Here is a 17,325-nt window from a genome sequence, read left to right on the forward strand (position 1 = left end):
TCGGCGGCGGTGACCTCGCGGCCGCCGGACCGACGCTCACGCCCACTCGTCGGGCCAGATGTCGGCGGCGCGCATCCCCTCGTCGGCGCCGTACTCTTCGAGCGCGTCGCGGACGGCCGCGGGGTCGAGCCGCGGCAGGTCGCTGGCGGCGACCGCGCGGACGAACAGGGCGACCAGCATCGCGTGCTCGCGGAGCGTCCGCCGGTCGGCCTTGTCGCGGGTGTCGGCGCGGGTGTGGGTCCACCCGCGGTCCCACGTCCCCTCGGCGTCGGGGCTCTTGCTGTGCAACTGCAGCGCCGGGACGCCCGCCCGGAGGAACGGCCAGTGGTCGCTGTAGGGGTGTGGCCGCTCCTGCACGTCGACGGGGTGGCCGACCGCGTCGGCGACGCCCTCGGCGAGGTCGCCCATCGCGTCGGAGGCGTGAACGAGGGCGCTCAGGTCGCGGTACCGGCCGGCGCCGTCGACGTTGACCACGGCGTGGACGCCGTCGAGGTCGAGGCGGTCGGCGAGCGCCTCGCTGCCCACCAGCCCGAGCTCCTCGCAGCTGACGCCCGCGAGCCGGACGGGGCGGTCGAGGTCCATCGCACTCAGGATCCGGGCCGCGCCGGCAAGGGTCGCGATCCCGCAGCCGTTGTCCAGCGCCCCCTCGCCCACGTCGTGGGCGTCGAAGTGCGCCACGACGACCACCTCGCCGTCGGGCGCCGCCCGCTCGCCGCGGTCGTCTGGGTCCGGCTCCGGTTCCGTCCCCGGCCCGACCCGGCCGACGACGTTGCGGCTCGTGCCGGGCTCGGTCTCGGCGTCGACGCGCAGGTGCGCCCGGGCGCCCTCGCTCGCGTACTCGCGGAGCCACTCGCCGGTCTCCCTGCTCACGCCGAGCCCGGGGATCGCGGCCTCGGCGTCGAACCGGAGCGAGCCGGTCGGCGGGAGCTGTCCGGGGACGTGGTTGGTGAAGACGAACGCCTCGGCGCCCGCCGCGGCGGCGTGCCCGACCTTCTCGGCGCGGTGGTACGGTCGCCCGAAGTCGGGCGGCGTCGCGGTGCGCGTGACGGCGACGGCGCCGGCCACCTCGGCCTCGTCCAGTTCCGCGGGCGTGCCGTAGCCCACGTCCACGAGCGGCGCCTCGCACTCGTGGGCCGGCGAGTACGGGAGCGCGACGGCCTCGAACGACCGCTCGACCCCGCGGTCTGGAACCGCGACGGCGAGGTCGGTCGTCCCGCGGGTCCAGCGGTTCACGTCGAACGGCCGTTCGCGGACCGCGCGGACGCCCGCCGACTCGAAGGCGTCGGCGACGAGTTCGGCCGCGCGGCGGTCGCCGGGGTGGCCGCCCAGCCGGTCGTCGAGTTCGGTCAGCCGCGTCAGCAGCTCCCACGAGTCGTCGGCGAGCCAGGCGCGCCCCAGCGCCGCGGCCGCCGGGTCGTCGCCGGCGAGCGACCCGCCGGCGTCGGATCCGTCCATACCGCCCCTGGCGTCGCCGGCGACAAAAGCGCGCCGTCCGGCGGCCGGGCCGACCCGGGCTTCGCGACTCCGCGGGGTAGCCGTCGGGCCCACCCCTTCCGGCATCGAACGGCTTACGGCGCGACGGCGCCAACTCCGTGCCATGAGTTCCGTGCCCGAGCGCAGCGACATCGACGAGGAGTACAAGTGGGAGCTCGAATCCCTCTACGCCGACGACGACGAGTGGGAGGCCGCCTTCGAGTCCGTTCAGGAGCGACTGGACGACCTCCGGGCCTTCGAGGGCCGGGCGACCGACGACCCCGAGACCCTGCAGGACTGCCTAGAGACCTACGAATCGGTCATGCGCGAGGTGGCGAACGTCTCCGCCTACGCCCGGATGCGCAGCGACGAGGACACCGCCGACAGCCACTACCAGGCGCTGTCCTCGCGGGCCCAGTCGCTCTCCTCTGAGGCTTCCTCGGCCGCCAGCTTCCTCGAACCCGAGATCCAGAGCCTCGACCGGGAGACGGTCGAGCAGTACATCGAAGAGAACCCCGATCTGGAAGTCTACGAGCACTACTTCGACGACGTGTTGCGGATGAAACCGCACACCCGCTCGGCCGAGGTCGAGAACCTGCTCGCGGATCTGGGCGAGGTGCTGGGCTCGACCGGCGAGGTGTACAACATGCTCGTCAACGCCGACGTGGAGTTCCCCAGCGTCGAGGACCCAGACGGCGAGCCCCGGCGGATCACCCTCAACAACTTCACGACGCTGCAGGAGAACCCCGACCGCGACTTTCGCCGCGACGTGTACGAGACCTTCTACGACGAGTGGGAGGAGTACCGCAACTCTATCGCCGCCGCCTACAGGAACAGCGTCAAGACCGACGTGAAACTGGCCCGCGCCCGCGACTACGACACCGCCCGCGAGGCCGCCCTGGACGGCCCCAACGTCCCCGTCGAGGTGTACGACACGCTCGTCGACACCGTCGACGAGAACCTCGACGTGCTGCAGCGCCACGCCGACCTCAAGCGTCGCTCCATCGGCGCGGACGAACTCAAGATGTGGGACCTGTACGTCCCGATGGTCGAGGGCGAGAGCCCCGACGTGGAGTACGACCAGGCCCGCGAGTGGGTCACCGGCGCCGTCGAACCGCTCGGCGAGGAGTACCAGGAGTGGCTCGCCGAGGGGCTCGAATCGCGATGGGTCGACGTCTACGAGACCGAGAACAAGCAGTCGGGCGCCTACTCGGGCGGGACCTACGACTCCCAGCCGTTCATCCTGATGAACTACCAGGACGACGTGGCCTCGATGTACACGCTCGCTCACGAGCTGGGCCACTCGCTGCACTCCGAGTACACCAGCGAACACCAGCCGTACGTCTACAGTTCCTACGAGATCTTCGTCGCCGAGGTGGCGAGCACGGTCAACGAGACCCTCCTCACCCACCATCTGCTCGATGTGGTCGACGACGAGCGTCTGCGCCGGCACGTCCTCAACCAGTACCTCGAACGATTCAGGTCGACGCTGTTCCGACAGACGATGTTCGCGGAGTTCGAGCACGAGACCCACCGACTCGAAGAGGACGGCGAGGCGCTGACCGCCGACCGGCTGGACGAACTGTACGGCGACCTCAAGGGGAAGTACTACGCCGACGCGGACGTGGACGACCGCATCGCCCGCGAGTGGATGCGCATCCCGCACTTCTACCGGGCGTTCTACGTCTACCAGTACGCGACGGGCATCTCCGCCGCCGTCGCGCTCGCGCAGGGCATCCTGGAGGAGGGCGAACCGGCCGCCGAGCGCTACCGGGAGTTCCTCGCCAGCGGCTCGCGGGAGTACCCGCTCGAACTGCTGGAGGCCGCCGGCGTCGACATGACGAGTTCCGACCCGATCCAGTCGGCCATCGACACCTACGACGAGTTCTTGGACGAGTTCGAAGGGCTGATCTGAGTCGCACCCTCGTCTCAGCCCTCGATCCCCCCGTTTCGACTCGAACCGACGACCGACGGAACCCCTTTCCGCGTCACGACCCAACACCGACCGATGAGCACAGACCAGCGACAATCAGGGGACGACGCGGCGACGAAGGTGGTGCTGTCCTACCCGTCGGACCTCAGCACGTGGGGGCGGGACAAACTCGACGGGTCGCCGTTCCGCGCGTACCTGCGGAAGACGCTCGGGCGCGTCGAGGCGGGGGAGACCACCGAGCAGTTCGCCGGCGTCGGCTGCTGTGGCGACACGCTGGACGTACCGCTACGGGTCGAATCCGTCGAGGGCGGCGATGCCGTCGGCGAGTCGACGGCCATCGAGTACGAGGTCCGCGACGCCTGCGAGGTCGAGGGCGGCTGGCGCGTCCAGAGCGCGGGCGGCCCGACGGAGTAGCCCTCAGCGGAGATACGTCGTCAGCGCCTCGACGGCGTCGTCGACGGTCGACGACCGGAGCCGACCGAACCGCTCGCCGATATCGCTCTCACCGGGCGACGCGACTCCCCACGGGACGACGAAACTGTCGTCCGGAACCCCGCCCTCGACGAAATCACCGTCGGAGAGCGGGATCGTCCCGTCGAACCAGGTGCGGGTCGTGAGCGTCAGCGCGACGTACTGCTCGCCGTGAAACGGGTGGTCGTCGGTGTTGACCACCACGAACGGACGAGCCTCGTTGTCGTCGAACGGGTCGCTCACCGCGACTACGTCGCCGCGTTCGAGCGTCATTCCCCGTCGTCGCTCCGTTCGGCCGCCTCGCGCCACTCGTCCATGTCCTCGGTCCCGAGCCGGTCGTTGAGCGCGGCCAGCGAGTCGCTCGTCGCGCTCGCCTCGCGGAGCCGTTCCGGGTCGCCGACCGCCCAGTAGGGCCGCTTGTGTCGCACGAGGTCGCGCGTCTTCAGCCGGTGCAACACCGAACTCACGGTATCCGCATCGATGCCGGTCTCGGCGGCGATCTCGCCACGCCGGAATGCCTTGTCGTCGTTCGCGGCGAGAAACTCCAGGATTCGAGCCGCGTTGGTCTCCTCGCTCCCGAACTCCCCCTCGCGCTCGAACCGCTCGATGTCGATCGGCACGTCTGTCTGTTTGTCTGACTGCCGTTTGAATGTTTGCCCGTTTGTCGCGAGCGGTGGCCGGCCGTGAGGGAGTCGGCTGTAGAAACCCGGACTCAGGGCAGGTAGCGGACGCTCACCACGCCGGGTTCCGAGCGGATCTCGACGCGTTCGACGCCGAGGCGGGCGGCGCGTTCGACGGTCGCCTCGTCGTCGCGCACGTCGGCGACGGCACCCTCCGTCGCGTCCTCGGGAACGGTCAGCACGTGGACCTCCCCCGTCCCCGCGCGCTCGTGGGTGGTCACCTCGCCGACGGGCTGGTCGGCGGCGGTCTCGCGGGCCCGCTGGGTGGGCGGTTCGTCGTGTTCCTCGACGGAGACGGTGAACTGCCGCTCGATCTCCTCGACGGTCCAGACCACGTCCATCGGCGGCTCGGGCGCCAGCGTCCCCTCGACGGCGACGCCGGCCTCCAGGTCGGGATTCGAGCCCAGCGTGTGGATCTGCCCGTCGCTCACGTCGCGCAACACCGCCGACTCGGGGTCGGCCTCCGTGACGACGAACGTCCCGGTCTTCATGGGCGTCCGTAGCCGGTCGGGGCTTTTCCCCGTTTCGACGGCGACTCGCGCCGACGGCCCCTCGTCCGCGCGGGGCCGCGCCGGTTACCCGAGCTGTCGATGGGTGAGGTAGATCAGCAGCGCCGCGGCCACCGGCGGGACGACCGCCGCTTCGTTGGGTAGCCCGTAGAGGACTTCGGCGACCGCGCCGAGGGCGCCGTCGGGGTCCTCCCGCAGGTCGGTCGGCGTCGTGATCACGAGGGCGACGTACATCGCCAGGAGGAACCCGTAGCCCGTCGCGGCCATCTGCCGGTCGTAGCGGGTGTCCGACCCGGTCCGGCGGTGGCGGCGGGCGACGAACAGCACCGGCGCCACCAGCGGCGCGACGACCAGCAGCATGAGAAACAGGAAGAAGGCCCGGGAGAAGGTGAACGAGCCGCCGGGCGCCTCGGCGGTCGACCCCAGCAGCGTCACGACCGCGAAGGTGAACAGCAGGACGATCCCGGCGCCGAACAGCGCGCTGGTGCCCGCGTAGATCCGGAACGCCAGCGAGTCGCTCGCGCGGACGGCGTAGGGGTAGGCCGTGAGGATCCCCTTGTACGTCTCCGCGGCGCCCCCGTCGCTCGACGCCGACGCGACCTCCCCGTCAGCGCCCACCTCGTCCGTGGCGTCGCTCATCCCCGGAGGGTTCGGCGCGGTCAGGAATAAACCACCCGTTCGACGGTCAGGGGCCGTCCGGGAGCCGTCCGGTCGCGCCGTGACGGCCGGCCGGCGCGACCCGAAAAGGACTATCCCCTCTCCGGGCGACCACCCGGCCATGAAGATCGACATCGGGAACGCGCTGGCGAGCGAGGCCGACCCCGGCATCGAGCGGGCGGCCCTCGACGACCTCGACGAGCGCGTCGCCGACGCCCACGACCGGATCGCCCGCGGCATGGCCGACGACGAGTTCGGCTACGCCGCACTCAACCTGCCCGAACGCGCCGACGCGGCCGAGATCGAGGCCGCCGTCGACGGCTTCGATCCCGAGGCCGTCCTCACCGTCGGCATCGGCGGGTCGGCGCTGGGCGCGGTGACGATCACCGAGGCGCTGGCCGGCGACTCGCCGGTCGACCACCACGCGCTGGACAACGTCGACCCCGCCCACGTGAACCGGCTGCTCGACGAGTTGCCGCTCGGCGAGACGGTCGTCCACGTCGTCTCGCGGTCGGGGACCACCGCCGAGACGCTGGCGAACTTCCTCGTCGTCCGCGAGGCGATGGCATCGGCGGACGTCGACTGGACCGAGCGGACCGTCGTCACGACCGGCGAGTCCGGCCCGCTCCGCGAGCTGGCCGAGCGCGAGGGCCTGCCGGCGCTGGACGTGCCCGACGGCGTCCCCGGCCGCTTCTCGGCGCTGTCGACGGTCGGGCTGGTGCCCGCCGCGCTGATGGGCGTCGACCTGGAGGGGCTGCTCGCCGGGGGTCGCGCGGGCGCCGACGCGCTCGCGGGCTCGCTGTACGACTGCCCGGCCTACGCCTACGGCGCGGTCGCCTACGCGCTCGACGAGCGCGGCGCGACGATCAACGCGATGATGCCCTACGCCGAGGGGCTGGAGTCGTTCGCCGAGTGGTTCGCCCAGCTGTGGGCCGAGAGCCTCGGGAAGGACGGTGGGGGCCAGACGCCCGCTCGCGCGCTCGGCGCGACAGACCAGCACTCCCAGCTGCAGCTCTACCGGGCGGGACCCCGGGACAAGCTCGTCACCGTCGTCCGCCCGCGCGAGCGCCCGGACTGCCGGATTCCGGAGACGGACGTGGAATCCCTCGAATACCTCGGCGGGCAGGACCTGGGGACGCTGCTGGACGCGGAGTTCGAGGCCACCGAGGCGAGCCTCGCCGCCGCCGAGCGCCCCTCGGTGCGGGTCGAGATCGACGGCGTAGACGCCGAGAGCGTCGGCCGGCTCCTCTTCGACATGGAGGCCGCCTGCGTGCTGGCGGGCGAACTCTACGGCGTCGAGACGTTCACCCAGCCCGCGGTCGAGTGGGGCAAAAAGGCCGCCCGCGGCCTGCTCGGCGGCGGCGACTTCGAGGAGGCCGACGCCGTACGCGAGAAGACGGAACTCGTCGTCGAGTAGCCGGCGAGCGACAGAGTCCCAACCAGCGTCACTGCTGGCGTACAGGCAGGAGCCGTTTCGGTAAGCGGTCGCGGTGCGGTCGGCGCGCGCTGGAGCGCGCGTTCATGCGCGCGACGGTAGCCGCGCGAGGGATTCGCGACTCGTGTGTCGCGAATCGGCTGGGGAGGCTCGTGGCCGTCTGCGGTGCTGTGCGAGGCGGTTGCGGTCCTGGTGGACTGAAAGGGCGAGGCGCGCTCGCGTCCAGTTGAGTCGTCTGAGCGGGCACTATCCGCGCGGGCGGTGCCGAGAGCGCGGGTATCCCGCTCAGCGACCGCGAGCGCGGCGAGGGCTTTCATCGCTCGCTGTCCCCTGCGGCCGATCCTGAAGCTAGCGAGCGCGCCGAGGGCTTTCGTCGCCTGCTGTCGACTGCGGTCGCTGTCGCGCTCATTTCACCCGCACCAGAACCAACTACTCAACGAATATTGTGAACTGAACGGCTCCGCGGGACCGGTGCAGTCAAACCCGTGGACTCCCTACCGGCGGCCACGCAGATGGGTACGGAGTACTACCGCGTCGCCGACATGGAGACTCGCGTCGAGAGCCTGTTCCACTCGATCGCGCTGGTGGTCTCGGCGTTCATCCTCGGGACCTTCCTGATCGCCGGTGCCGGGTCGGTCCTGAGCGCGCTCGGCTTCGACGTCACGTCGACGGCGACGCTGCCGCCGCTGGCCTACGCCGCGCTGACGGCCACGCAGTTCGTCGGCTTCTTCGCCGTCGTCGCGGCCTATCTCACGTGGCGCTCCGACGAGCAGTTCTTCCAGGTCGCCGTCCCGTCGCTCCGGGACCTGGGCTGGGTCGTCGCCGGCTTCGTCGCCCTGTTCGCCGTCGCGTCGGCGCTGTCGGCGGTCATCCAGGCCGCCGGCGTCGACAGCGCGACCAACCAGGTGATCACGCAGGGCCAGCAGGACCCCGTTCGCTTCCTCTACCTGATCCCCGTGACCTTCCTGTTCGTCGCGCCCGCCGAGGAGCTGCTGTTCCGCGGGATCGTCCAGGGACTCTTCCGCCGGGCCTACGGCGTCGTCCCCGCGGTCGTGCTGGCCAGCGCCGTCTTCGGCGCGATGCACTACTTCGCGCTGTTGGGCTCGGAGGGCAGCGTCGTCTCGACGCTCGCCGTGGCCGCCGCGCTCGGGCTCGTCCTCGGGACGCTGTACGAGCTCTCCGAGAACATCGCCGTCCCCGTCGTCGTCCACGGGCTGTGGAACACGATGAGCTTCCTCCTGCAGTACCTGCAGGCGACCGGCGCCGTCGGCGGGTGAGCGGCCGGCCCCGTCGGCGCCGAACCCGACTCCGCGACTCCCCGACTCGACTGCCAGGAATCGCAGTCTGACGGCCGTCTGACGGGTAGTTAAGCCGAGCGGGCGAAAATACGGGGTGTATGCCGACCCGCTACACGGTCGTCTGTGACGACGACCGCGCCCGGGAGATCGAGGCGATCGCCCGGCAGTACGACCTCACGGAGGAGGAAGTACTCCGGCAGCTCGTCGACACCGGGCTCGAACAGCTCGACGAACAGACCCAGTAGCGGGTGGGCGGGACTGGGGCAGTCGCCGAGGGCGGATGGCTGGCCAACGGCGGCTCGGGCGGACTCGCGAGCGGCGGCTCAGGCGGGGTTCTTCCGCGTGAGGTCGCTCCCGCAGACGGGACAGCGGTCGTGGTTCTCGTCGAACTCGCGGCCGCAGCCGGAACACTGGAAGCGCCAGTCGCGCTGCTCGGTGATCCCCTCGCGGGCGATGAGCTCGACCGCCACCTCCAGCTTCTCGGCGACGTTCTGCATGGCGTAGTCGTCGGTGACGAGCCGGCCGTCGAGCTCGAACGCGGCGGCGACCAGCCGGATGTCCGTCTCCGAGAGGGTCTCGAGGTCGCCCGTCTCGCGGGCGGCGCGCTCGATCCGCTCGACGGTCTCCTCCTCGGGGATGTGGATGTGCATGCCCGACCCCTCCATGGCGTCGTAGCGGTAGGCGCTCTCGTCCTCCAGCTCCTCGCGGACGAGCGGGATCGTGGCCTGCTGTTCGGTCGTGTGATACTCGTTGATAAAAGCCGAGGCGTCGAGGACGTACATTTAGCGCTGGACGATCATCTGGTCTTTGACTGCCTGGACGCGGTCGACGGGCACGAGGAGGTGGCCCTGCTCGTCGACCTCGAACTGCGAGTTGTCGAGGTGCTCGTTGGGCTCGATGATGAGGTTCTGCAACCGACCGGTCTCCAGGTCCATCGTGATGTTGTACAGCATCCCCATCTCGGCGCCGTCCGTTCCGGTGACGGCCTTGCCGGAGAGGTTCTCGGCGAGTATCTCGGCCATACTCCCGACTACCGAGTGAGGCCCCATAAACGCCACGGGGCCGTCTGACGACCGCGTGACGCCCGCTGTGCGGTCCGTCGGGGCCCGCCGCGGGCTCACAGTCGCCGGAACCACCGGGATTATGCGGGTGGTCGTCCATGTCGTCGCCATGGAGCGCAGACGCCTGTTGCGGACGAGCGCCGTCGCGCTCGCGGGGCTCGTCCCGGGGTGCGGGCTGGGATCGGGTGACGGCACGGCGACGCCGGACGACGATCCGGCACCGAGCGACCCGCCGGCCGCCACGACCGGCGCGCCGACCGCCGCGCCGACGGCGACGCCGACCGCGGAGCCGACGCCGACGCCGACGGCGACCCCCACTGCCACGCCGACGGCGACGCCCACGCCGGCGCCGAGCGACGCCGACCAGGTCGTCGCCGTCGCCGACGGGTCGGGGGAGTTCGACCCCGAGACCTTCGAGATAGCGACCGGCGAGACGGTCGTCTGGGTGTGGCACGCGTCCGGCCACAACGTCCGGGCGACCGCGCGGCCGCGGGGCTCGACGTTCACCGGCACCCCCGGCGGCGACGGGACCACCTACGGCGAGGGGTACACCTTCGCCCACACCTTCGAGGTCGCCGGCCAGTACGAGTACCGCTGTTACCCCTACCGGAACCTCGGCATGACGGGCTCGTTCACCGTCGTCGAGTGACGGGGCGTCGCCCGCCGGGTGACGCAGCCTCGCCCACCGAGTGGTCCGGAGCGTCGCGGGGTTTATTCCGCGACGGTCCTGAGCGGGGGGCATGGACCGCCGTAGCCTGCTCCGACTGGGTGGAACCGCGCTCGCCGCCGCCGTCGCCGGCTGCGGCGGGGACGACGACACCGAAACCGACGACGGCTCCGGGACCGACGGCGACGCGACGCCGACCGAGAGCCCGACGCCGACGGAAACGCCCGGGACGGATACGCTCACCCCCTCACCCACCGCCGAGGCGACGCCCACCGCGACGCCGACCGACACGCCCGACTCGGCGGGGACGCCGACCGCGAGTCCCACGCCCACCGAGACGCCGACGCCCACGGCGACACCCAGGCAGGCCGCGCAGGTCGTCGCCGTCGCCGACGGAGGACTGTCGTTCTCGCCCGAGACCTTCGAGATAGCGACCGGCGAGACGGTCGTCTGGGTGTGGCACAGCTCCGGGCACAACGTGCGTCCCGCGACGACCCCGAGCGGGTCGGCGTTCTCGGGGACGGCCGGCGGCGACGGCGACCTCTACGACGAGGGCCACGAGCTGTCGTTCACCTTCGAGACGCCCGGCGAGTACGAGTACTACTGCAGCCCCCACCGAACTGCCGGGATGACGGGCTCGTTCACCGTCACGGAGTAGCCCCGTGCGAGCGACGGCGGGCGCGCGCACGGGCAGATGAGATCACTTATCCGGCCCGCGGGGCTGATCCGAGACAACCGAACTTCTGTGGTGATAGGATGGCAGACTCACAACCGACAGACACCGACGACGAGTCCGAGGCGACGCTTCGGACACCGATAGTCGCCGTACTCGGCCACGTCGACCACGGCAAGACCAGCCTGCTCGACGAGATCCGCGGCTCCGCGGTCACCGAGGGCGAGTCCGGCGCGATCACCCAGCACATCGGCGCGACCGCGGTCCCGCTCGACGTGATCTCCGAGATCGCCGGCGAACTCGTCGACCCCGACGACTTCGACCTGCCCGGCCTCCTCTTCATCGACACGCCCGGCCACCACTCCTTCTCGACGCTGCGCTCGCGGGGCGGGGCGCTGGCCGACATCGCGATCCTCGTCGTCGACGTGAACGACGGCTTCCAGCCCCAGACGCTCGAAGCCGTCGACATCCTCAGCCGCACGCAGACCCCCTTCATCGTCGCCGCGAACAAGATCGACACCACGCCCGGCTGGAACCCCAACCCGAACGCCCCCAGCAAGCAGACCATCGAGGCCCAGACCGACCGCGTCCAGAGCGACCTCAACGAGAACCTCTACGAGCTCATCGGCGATCTGTCCGACAACGACTTCTCGGCGGACATGTACTGGCGCGTCCAGGACTTCCAGAACAACGTCGGCGTCGTCCCCGTCTCCGCCGAGACCGGCGAGGGCATCCCCGACCTGCTGACCGTCATGATGGGCCTCTCCCAGCGCTACATGAAAGCGGAGATGGCCGTCGACGTGGACGGGCCCGCCGCCGGCACGGTACTGGAGGTCACCGACACCCAGGGCTTCGGGGCGACCGTCGACGCCATCATCTACGACGGCACCATCTCGGCCGACGACCAGATCGTGGTCGGCGGCGTCGAGGGCCCCATCGTCACCGAGGTCCGCGCGCTGCTGCGCCCGCGCCCGCTCGAGGAGATCCGCACCGAGGGCCAGTTCGAACAGGTCGACTCGGTCAAGGCCGCCGACGGCATCAAGATCGCCGCGCCGGACCTCGACGACGCGATGGCCGGCGCGCCCATCCGCGTCGTCGGCGACCGCGACGTGGACGACGTGATCGAGGAGGTCCGCGCCGAACTCGCGGACATCGCCGTCCAGACCGAGGAGGAGGGCGTCGTCGTCAAGGCCGACACGCTCGGGAGCCTGGAGGCCCTGGCCTCGACGCTCGAAGAGGAGGAGATCCCCATCGTCCGCGCCGAGGTCGGCGACATCGCGCCGCGGGACGTGCGCGTCGCCGAGACGGCCAACGAGGACAAACACCGCACCATCCTCGGGTTCGGCGTCGAGGTGCTCGACGACGCGGCGGACCTGGCCGAACAGGAGGACGTGCGGGTCTTCGACCACGACGTGATCTACCGGCTGGTCGAGGAGTACGAGGAGTTCGTCGAGGAGCGCGAGCGCGCCCAGCAGGACCAGGTCCTCGAAAATATCACCCGGCCCGCCCGCTTCCGGATCCTCGACGACCACACCTTCCGCCAGTCCGATCCCGCCGTCGTCGGCGTCGAGGTGCTCGGCGGCACGCTCAGACGCAACTCCAACGTCGCGCTGTTCGAGGGCAGCGAGCCCGAGCGCGTGGGCCTGCTCAAGTCCATCCAGGACGAGGGCGAGGACGTCGACGAACTACAGCGCGGCGAGCGCGCGGCCGTCTCCATCGACGGCCCCACCGTCGGCCGCCAGATCGAGGAAGGGGACGAACTCTGGACGGAGATCCCCGAGAAACACGCCAAGATCCTCGAACAGGAGCTCTCGGAGGACATCCCCGTCAGCGAACTCGAGACGCTCAACGCGTACCTCGAGAAGCGGCGCAACCGCGACCCCTTCTGGGGGAAGTGACCGACCGAGAAGGGGCCGACGCCGAACTAACCGACTTCGGCGGCCGCTCCGAAGTCGTCCCGGCGCCGTTCAAATTGACGCGAGGGAACTGGCGTTCAGGTATCTTCACCGTAGTCGCTCAGGACGTCAGCCCGGCTGAGTACCTCGATCACCCCCGAGTACATCTTCGCTGTCTCGGGACTCACATCTCGCACGTCTCTGTAGACGTCCAGAAACGTGAACGACTCGCCAGTGTGCATCTGTGACCTGACGTAGAGCGGTACCAAGACGTTCAATATCTCGTCGGCTGTACGGACTGCCTCTGAGCCTTCATCGTAGTCCTGTTCGAACTCATCTGCCAACTCGTCGGGGGGCTGGACCTCCCCGTCCGGATCTTCGAGACTATCGAAGGTCTCTGCCAACCGCCCGGTGGTCGCCTGCAGTATGTCGCCCGATAAGTCGGCAGCAGGCCGGACTATCCGATTGTACGCGGCCGCTTGAGTGCGGATCTCCTCGGCGATCTCTTGGGGGGGTCGATCGAAATCGCCCGCTCGTAGCGTGCCGGTGTCAAACAGTCGCAGCAGCTCGCGCTCGACCTCCGCTGGAGCGATACGTTCGGTATTCGCGTCGTCACTGGCGTCTTCGGTCATCGATAACCCATAGAGCTCCGAATATGTATAATTGATGTATATTTTCGGGACTCGATGGAGGGCGGGGTTCTCGGGAGCGCCACTGGCGCAGCGTAATGTATCTACCCTTCGAGGCCTGTCACGGCGTCCGGTGAACGTCGGAGTTTTTACTCCGTCTTCGATCTGCGATCTCGGCCGGGGGAGTGGGACCTCCTCGGGGAGCGTGCCCGTGTGAACGTAGACAACCGCCTCTCGATCCCCCTCACTGCACACGCAGTAATAACATTTAATTAGGTCACGCTCGACGGTTGACACGTGCTTCGACCAGCAGCGAGCGACGCGCGCGGTGTGGTGTCGGTCCACGACGCGGTTCTGGCGCTGATCCCGGCGCTGCTCGCGCTCGCGGCGCTCGCCGGCGTCGTGCTGTCGTGGTCGTGGGGGACCGCGATGGCCGTGGGGAGCGTCCCGGCCAGCGGGACCATCGGCTACGCGCTGTTCTACAACCCGCCAGAAGCGGCCGTCGAGAACTGACTGGGGCCCTCCGCTATCGCGCGGCCGGGCTGTCGTTGTTGGAGAGGGCCTGTTTGACCTGGAGGGCGGCGCTGGCGGCCAGCCCCTGTGCGAGGTCGGCCTGTTCGTCTTCGTCGATCGTGGCGTCGGCGTCCTCGGGGGTGTACCCGGCCGAGACGACGGGGCCGACGGGCGGGCGGACGGCGACGGTGGCCTCGGGGCCGTCGGAGCCGGCCGTCAGGTCCGACCCGACGACGAACTCCTCGGGGAGGAGTCTCCGCGTCTGGTGGGCGACCTGCGAGAGGTCCCGCTCCAGCCGGCGGCGCTGGTCGGGCGTGAGCGTCTCGGGATCCAACCCGTCGTCGCCGAGCGGCGAGTTTCCGTACATTGGGCTCTTCCGCGGCCGTATGCGGCCCAGGGTCTTAACCCCTGGGAGAGGCGTACACCTTGCCGTTCTACACGATCGATCGTGGCCGCGCGGGCCGCGCGCTCCCGCCGTTCGCGGTCAGTCGAGCAGCGGTTCGCTCCCGCCGTAGGCCGCGACGACGACCGCGGTGGCGTGGTCGGCCGGGTCGGCGGGGGTCGACTCGACGACGACCTCCGGTTCCTCGCGGAAGGTCCACTCGCGCAGTTCCATCCCGCGGCGCAGGCCCGCCTCGACCGCCTCGGCGACCGCGTCGGGGTCGGTCCCGCTGGCCTCGTAGAACAGCCCGCGGCCGGACTCGCTGCGGACCCACCCGAGGCCCGCGCAAGCCTCGCCGTCGGCGCCCGGGGGAAGCGTCTCGCGGCCGACGACGGCGTACAGCGCCTCGCCGGCCGGTCCCAGGTCCGGCGCCGTGCCGACGCGCTCCACCCGGGCCGCCGCGGGGATCACCGAGGAGAGCGTCACGAGATTATAATTGTGGACGCCCGCCTCGGCCAGCGCCGCGTCGAACGACGACATCGCGGTCGGGCCGGCGGCCGACCCCCACGCGACCCGGATGGTGCTCATACCTCCGCCTCGTCGACTCGCGCGCTAAGGGGTTTCGCTTCCGGGCGAACGGCACCGCCCACGCCTGTCGGCGAGAAAGTATTTACCGGCGGGCGCGCCCGTCTGTCCCGTGACGCCGACACGCCGCTCGGTCCTCAGGACGGTCGGTACGGCGAGTGCGCTCGCGCTGGCCGGCTGTCAGACGGGAGGCCCAAGCGACTCGGGCACCGACAGCGCGCCGCCGCGGGCGCCGACCGATTCACCGACGCCGGAGCCGACGCCGTCGGAGACGCCAGAACTACCCGCTCGGCGGGCGCTCCCGGAAGCGGGCGATGATTGGGAACTCATCGGGATCGACCGGATCAGCGCGACGAACCTCGGCGGGAAGGCCGGCTTCACCGGCGGGTACCGGGATCCGGAGGGTACTCGCTTTCGCGTCGTCGCCCTGGAGATGAGCGAGGGGTACGACGCCGCCGACAAGGCCGAGCGGTGGGCCTGCATCGGCTGGGACATGGCGGTCGCCTACGAGGGCTTCGCGCTCGCCGCCGGGACCGGGACCGAGCAGCGGAACTACACGCCGGAGACGCCACCGAACATGGACCGGACGGCGATCCCCGGCAGCGCGGACCGGTCCCGGGAACTGCTCACGCGGTCGCCGCTGCTCTCCGCGGAACGCGTCGACGCCAACGAAGTCGCCTGTGAGGAGTGAGCGGCTCGCCGACCCCTCACAGTCCGTTCGCCATCGGCGCGAGGTGCAGCGGGTGGGAGCCGCCCGACCCGTCCCCGCGGTCGTCGATGCCGGGCGTGGGCGGCACCGCGCGCTTGTGGAGCGAGTCGACATACATCCGTGCGACGGTCTCGGCGGTCTCCGGGCTCACGTCCAGATCGTCGATAACGTCCTCGACGCGCTCGCTGCGGTCGACGACCCGCCGGAGCACGGGGTCGATCTCCGAGTAGCGAGCGCCGAGGTCCCCGGCGTCGGTCTGACCGGCCCACAGGTCCGCGGTCGGCTCCTTGGCGACGATCCGCCGCGGGACGCCGACCTGCTGGGCGAGCGCCTGTACCTCCGTCTTGTAGAGGTCACCGAGCGGGAACAGGTCGGCGCCGCCGTCGCCGTACTTCGTGAAATAGCCCAGCAGTAGTTCCGAGCGGTTCGCCGTCCCGCAGACGAGATACGACCGCGCGTTGGCCGCGTAGTACAGCGCGCACATCCGCAGGCGCGCGGTGAGGTTCCCGATGGCCCGCCGGCCCCCGTCCGGCGCGACCTCGGGCGCGACGTGGTCCTCGAACAGGTCGAGTAGCGGCCGCAGGTCGACCTCGCGGAACTCGATGCCCAGCCCCTCGGCCATGGTCTGTGCCTCCTGGGCGTTGTCCTCGTCGGTGTGGGCGGGCAGTCCCAGCCCCAGCACGCGGTCGCTTCCGAGCGCCTGGACGGCCAGGTTCGCCGTCAGTGTCGAGTCGACCCCGCCGCTCAGCCCGACGACGACGCCCCGCGCACCCGCCGCGGTCACTCTGTCCTTGATGAACGCCACCGCCTCCTCCCGGACCGCCGCCAGGTCGTCGCGGTCTGTCAGGAAGCCCGGACCGTCAGTCCGGACCGACGTTACCCCCTCGTCGGCGTCACTGGATACCATGTGTTCGGTCACCGTAATACGTTTTCTCTGGTCGAACGTCTCGTATTTAGTTTTGATCCTTAAACAAGTTCTAAGGATCGGCCTAAACAGTGATCGGAAGCGTTCGAGTAAGTCGGTGGTCGCGGGGCCGCCGGATATTTCGTCTGGGGAGTACAGCGACGCACACATGGCCGGGGATCGGTGGAACGAGTTCTACGCCGGCGGCGAGTACGAGCGGTGCGCGTACCTCGCGGGGGAGGAGATGGACGAGTACGTCGACCGGTTCCTCGACGGATCGGGAGCGGACCCCGAGTCGTTCGCCTCGGTCGGGTGCGGCCCGGCGGTCACCGAGTTCGCGCTCGCCGAGCGCCATCCCGACATCGAATTCTACTGCTGTGACCTTTCGGAGGACGTGATCCGGGACGACCGCGAGGTGGCCGACCGACGCGACCTACCGAACATCTCCTTTCACGTCCGTTCGCTGCCGGACCTCGACCTGGGTCGGGAGTTCGACATCGTGTACTGCATGGCGACGCTGTACTTCGTCGAAGCCATCGAGGACGCTATCGAGGCGCTCTACGACCACGTGAAACCCGGCGGCTACCTGATCTTCAACTATCCGAACGAGGCGACCCGGGAGTGGCTGCGGGACGAACCCGAGGGGAAGCGGGAGTTTTTCGCGCCCGTCGCCGCGGGAGCGAACCTGCTCACTCGGGAGGCGATCGAACAACTGCTCGGCACGGATGTCGACGATTACTGGGAGTTCGTCGGGGCGGCCGAGTTACAATCCGGGGATAGTCCTGCGGTCTTCGTGCAACGATAGCTCGTCAGACTGTATCGAGCATCCGCGCCGCAGGCGCGGTCCGCCG

General features: G+C 70.1%; 22 protein-coding genes. 11 read left to right on the plus strand and 11 right to left on the minus strand.

The genetic code is table 11. The features are described 5' to 3' along the window. Positions 1 to 36 precede the first annotated feature (36 nt). A complete protein-coding gene (locus tag E3328_RS17925; RefSeq protein WP_135366005.1) occupies positions 37 to 1,455 on the minus strand; it encodes a M28 family metallopeptidase in 1,419 nt (472 codons plus the stop codon). Between the two features lie 142 nt (positions 1,456 to 1,597). On the opposite strand from E3328_RS17925, the gene pepF reads away from it, so the two are divergent. Together pepF and E3328_RS17935 are read left to right on the plus strand one after the other, a co-directional pair. Then, on the plus strand, positions 1,598 to 3,388 hold the full coding sequence (pepF, locus tag E3328_RS17930) for an oligoendopeptidase F (protein WP_135366006.1): 1,791 nt from the start codon (positions 1,598 to 1,600) through the stop codon (positions 3,386 to 3,388). A 93-nt stretch (positions 3,389 to 3,481) separates the two neighbouring features. Continuing rightward, the gene (locus E3328_RS17935; RefSeq protein ID WP_135366007.1) at positions 3,482 to 3,820 is read left to right on the plus strand and encodes a DUF7968 family protein; all 339 of its coding nucleotides are present in this window, start codon (positions 3,482 to 3,484) and stop codon (positions 3,818 to 3,820) included. 3 nt (positions 3,821 to 3,823) lie between these two features. Here the strand turns inward: E3328_RS17935 and E3328_RS17940 are convergent, their stop codons facing one another. The 4 genes from E3328_RS17940 to E3328_RS17955 all read right to left on the minus strand — a co-directional run bounded on the left by E3328_RS17940 (position 3,824) and on the right by E3328_RS17955 (position 5,705). Continuing rightward, positions 3,824 to 4,150 (minus strand): type II toxin-antitoxin system PemK/MazF family toxin, encoded by a 327-nt coding sequence (locus E3328_RS17940; protein WP_135366008.1) that lies wholly within the window; start codon positions 4,148 to 4,150, stop codon positions 3,824 to 3,826. Beyond that, complete coding sequence (locus E3328_RS17945; protein ID WP_135366009.1) at positions 4,147 to 4,497, minus strand: MarR family transcriptional regulator; 351 nt, start codon at positions 4,495 to 4,497, stop codon at positions 4,147 to 4,149. The genes E3328_RS17940 and E3328_RS17945 overlap by 4 nt, the downstream gene beginning before the upstream one ends. Before the next feature lie 92 nt (positions 4,498 to 4,589). After that, positions 4,590 to 5,048 carry a DUF5812 family protein gene (locus tag E3328_RS17950; protein ID WP_135366010.1) on the minus strand — a complete coding sequence of 153 codons (459 nt, stop codon included), beginning with the start codon at positions 5,046 to 5,048 and terminating at the stop codon, positions 4,590 to 4,592. A gap of 84 nt (positions 5,049 to 5,132) precedes the next feature. Next, positions 5,133 to 5,705 (minus strand): DUF8056 family protein, encoded by a 573-nt coding sequence (locus E3328_RS17955; protein ID WP_246023052.1) that lies wholly within the window; start codon positions 5,703 to 5,705, stop codon positions 5,133 to 5,135. Positions 5,706 to 5,844: 139 nt separating this feature from the next. On the opposite strand from E3328_RS17955, the gene E3328_RS17960 reads away from it, so the two are divergent. From E3328_RS17960 to E3328_RS17970, 3 genes are all read left to right on the plus strand, one after another. Beyond that, on the plus strand, positions 5,845 to 7,140 hold the full coding sequence (locus tag E3328_RS17960; RefSeq protein WP_135366011.1) for a glucose-6-phosphate isomerase: 1,296 nt from the start codon (positions 5,845 to 5,847) through the stop codon (positions 7,138 to 7,140). 503 nt (positions 7,141 to 7,643) lie between these two features. After that, the gene (locus E3328_RS17965; protein WP_135366012.1) at positions 7,644 to 8,435 is read left to right on the plus strand and encodes a CPBP family intramembrane glutamic endopeptidase; all 792 of its coding nucleotides are present in this window, start codon (positions 7,644 to 7,646) and stop codon (positions 8,433 to 8,435) included. A gap of 119 nt (positions 8,436 to 8,554) precedes the next feature. After that, on the plus strand, positions 8,555 to 8,701 hold the full coding sequence (locus E3328_RS17970) for a CopG family transcriptional regulator (protein ID WP_135366013.1): 147 nt from the start codon (positions 8,555 to 8,557) through the stop codon (positions 8,699 to 8,701). Between the two features lie 78 nt (positions 8,702 to 8,779). On the opposite strand, the gene E3328_RS17975 is transcribed toward E3328_RS17970, so the two are convergent. Together E3328_RS17975 and E3328_RS17980 are read right to left on the minus strand one after the other, a co-directional pair. Next, positions 8,780 to 9,238, minus strand: coding sequence for an NOB1 family endonuclease (locus E3328_RS17975; protein ID WP_135366014.1), 459 nt, complete (start codon positions 9,236 to 9,238; stop codon positions 8,780 to 8,782). Then, on the minus strand, positions 9,239 to 9,478 hold the full coding sequence (locus E3328_RS17980; RefSeq protein ID WP_135366015.1) for a PRC-barrel domain-containing protein: 240 nt from the start codon (positions 9,476 to 9,478) through the stop codon (positions 9,239 to 9,241). It lies immediately after the preceding gene. Positions 9,479 to 9,626: 148 nt separating this feature from the next. On the opposite strand from E3328_RS17980, the gene E3328_RS17985 reads away from it, so the two are divergent. From E3328_RS17985 to infB, 3 genes are all read left to right on the plus strand, one after another. Beyond that, on the plus strand, positions 9,627 to 10,166 hold the full coding sequence (locus tag E3328_RS17985; RefSeq protein ID WP_135366016.1) for a plastocyanin/azurin family copper-binding protein: 540 nt from the start codon (positions 9,627 to 9,629) through the stop codon (positions 10,164 to 10,166). Positions 10,167 to 10,257: 91 nt separating this feature from the next. Continuing rightward, positions 10,258 to 10,842, plus strand: a complete 585-nt coding sequence (locus E3328_RS17990) for a cupredoxin domain-containing protein (RefSeq protein WP_135366017.1) — start codon at positions 10,258 to 10,260, stop codon at positions 10,840 to 10,842. A gap of 98 nt (positions 10,843 to 10,940) precedes the next feature. Beyond that, a complete protein-coding gene (infB, locus tag E3328_RS17995; RefSeq protein WP_135366018.1) occupies positions 10,941 to 12,755 on the plus strand; it encodes a translation initiation factor IF-2 in 1,815 nt (604 codons plus the stop codon). Between the two features lie 95 nt (positions 12,756 to 12,850). Here infB and E3328_RS18000 read toward each other — a convergent pair whose 3' ends face one another. Then, positions 12,851 to 13,384 (minus strand): hypothetical protein, encoded by a 534-nt coding sequence (locus tag E3328_RS18000; protein WP_135366019.1) that lies wholly within the window; start codon positions 13,382 to 13,384, stop codon positions 12,851 to 12,853. Between the two features lie 294 nt (positions 13,385 to 13,678). Here E3328_RS18000 and E3328_RS18005 point away from each other — a divergent pair, with 294 nt between their 5' ends. Beyond that, the gene (locus E3328_RS18005; protein ID WP_135366020.1) at positions 13,679 to 13,894 is read left to right on the plus strand and encodes a DUF8015 family protein; all 216 of its coding nucleotides are present in this window, start codon (positions 13,679 to 13,681) and stop codon (positions 13,892 to 13,894) included. Between the two features lie 13 nt (positions 13,895 to 13,907). Here E3328_RS18005 and E3328_RS18010 read toward each other — a convergent pair whose 3' ends face one another. Together E3328_RS18010 and E3328_RS18015 are read right to left on the minus strand one after the other, a co-directional pair. Beyond that, a complete protein-coding gene (locus E3328_RS18010) occupies positions 13,908 to 14,261 on the minus strand; it encodes a DUF5811 family protein (protein ID WP_135366021.1) in 354 nt (117 codons plus the stop codon). A 117-nt stretch (positions 14,262 to 14,378) separates the two neighbouring features. After that, positions 14,379 to 14,864: a pyruvoyl-dependent arginine decarboxylase gene (locus tag E3328_RS18015; protein ID WP_135366022.1), complete on the minus strand. Its 486-nt coding sequence runs from the start codon at positions 14,862 to 14,864 to the stop codon at positions 14,379 to 14,381. Positions 14,865 to 14,973: 109 nt separating this feature from the next. Between E3328_RS18015 and E3328_RS18020 the strand changes: the two genes are divergently transcribed. Beyond that, on the plus strand, positions 14,974 to 15,552 hold the full coding sequence (locus E3328_RS18020) for a hypothetical protein (RefSeq protein ID WP_135366023.1): 579 nt from the start codon (positions 14,974 to 14,976) through the stop codon (positions 15,550 to 15,552). 16 nt (positions 15,553 to 15,568) lie between these two features. On the opposite strand, the gene E3328_RS18025 is transcribed toward E3328_RS18020, so the two are convergent. Further along, on the minus strand, positions 15,569 to 16,477 hold the full coding sequence (locus E3328_RS18025) for an NAD+ synthase (protein ID WP_135366024.1): 909 nt from the start codon (positions 16,475 to 16,477) through the stop codon (positions 15,569 to 15,571). A gap of 166 nt (positions 16,478 to 16,643) precedes the next feature. Here E3328_RS18025 and E3328_RS18030 point away from each other — a divergent pair, with 166 nt between their 5' ends. Then, positions 16,644 to 17,279: a class I SAM-dependent methyltransferase gene (locus tag E3328_RS18030; RefSeq protein WP_135366025.1), complete on the plus strand. Its 636-nt coding sequence runs from the start codon at positions 16,644 to 16,646 to the stop codon at positions 17,277 to 17,279. Positions 17,280 to 17,325: the final 46 nt, after the last annotated feature.

Source organism: Halosimplex halophilum (assembly GCF_004698125.1).
Classification (GTDB): Archaea; Halobacteriota; Halobacteria; order Halobacteriales; family Haloarculaceae; genus Halosimplex; species Halosimplex halophilum.

What these genes read in the sequence shown, in the direction of transcription:
- E3328_RS17925 (WP_135366005.1), bottom strand. Translation starts at nt 1,455, where the DNA reads ATGGACGGATCCGACGCCGGCGGGTCGCTCGCCGGCGACGACCCGGCG.
- pepF (WP_135366006.1), top strand. Translation starts at nt 1,598, where the DNA reads ATGAGTTCCGTGCCCGAGCGCAGCGACATCGACGAGGAGTACAAGTGG.
- E3328_RS17935 (WP_135366007.1), top strand. Translation starts at nt 3,482, where the DNA reads ATGAGCACAGACCAGCGACAATCAGGGGACGACGCGGCGACGAAGGTG.
- E3328_RS17940 (WP_135366008.1), bottom strand. Translation starts at nt 4,150, where the DNA reads ATGACGCTCGAACGCGGCGACGTAGTCGCGGTGAGCGACCCGTTCGAC.
- E3328_RS17950 (WP_135366010.1), bottom strand. Translation starts at nt 5,048, where the DNA reads ATGAAGACCGGGACGTTCGTCGTCACGGAGGCCGACCCCGAGTCGGCG.
- E3328_RS17955 (WP_246023052.1), bottom strand. Translation starts at nt 5,705, where the DNA reads ATGAGCGACGCCACGGACGAGGTGGGCGCTGACGGGGAGGTCGCGTCG.
- E3328_RS17960 (WP_135366011.1), top strand. Translation starts at nt 5,845, where the DNA reads ATGAAGATCGACATCGGGAACGCGCTGGCGAGCGAGGCCGACCCCGGC.
- E3328_RS17970 (WP_135366013.1), top strand. Translation starts at nt 8,555, where the DNA reads ATGCCGACCCGCTACACGGTCGTCTGTGACGACGACCGCGCCCGGGAG.
- E3328_RS17975 (WP_135366014.1), bottom strand. Translation starts at nt 9,238, where the DNA reads ATGTACGTCCTCGACGCCTCGGCTTTTATCAACGAGTATCACACGACC.
- E3328_RS17980 (WP_135366015.1), bottom strand. Translation starts at nt 9,478, where the DNA reads ATGGCCGAGATACTCGCCGAGAACCTCTCCGGCAAGGCCGTCACCGGA.
- E3328_RS17985 (WP_135366016.1), top strand. Translation starts at nt 9,627, where the DNA reads ATGGAGCGCAGACGCCTGTTGCGGACGAGCGCCGTCGCGCTCGCGGGG.
- E3328_RS17990 (WP_135366017.1), top strand. Translation starts at nt 10,258, where the DNA reads ATGGACCGCCGTAGCCTGCTCCGACTGGGTGGAACCGCGCTCGCCGCC.
- infB (WP_135366018.1), top strand. Translation starts at nt 10,941, where the DNA reads ATGGCAGACTCACAACCGACAGACACCGACGACGAGTCCGAGGCGACG.
- E3328_RS18000 (WP_135366019.1), bottom strand. Translation starts at nt 13,384, where the DNA reads ATGACCGAAGACGCCAGTGACGACGCGAATACCGAACGTATCGCTCCA.
- E3328_RS18010 (WP_135366021.1), bottom strand. Translation starts at nt 14,261, where the DNA reads ATGTACGGAAACTCGCCGCTCGGCGACGACGGGTTGGATCCCGAGACG.
- E3328_RS18015 (WP_135366022.1), bottom strand. Translation starts at nt 14,864, where the DNA reads ATGAGCACCATCCGGGTCGCGTGGGGGTCGGCCGCCGGCCCGACCGCG.
- E3328_RS18025 (WP_135366024.1), bottom strand. Translation starts at nt 16,477, where the DNA reads ATGGTATCCAGTGACGCCGACGAGGGGGTAACGTCGGTCCGGACTGAC.
- E3328_RS18030 (WP_135366025.1), top strand. Translation starts at nt 16,644, where the DNA reads ATGGCCGGGGATCGGTGGAACGAGTTCTACGCCGGCGGCGAGTACGAG.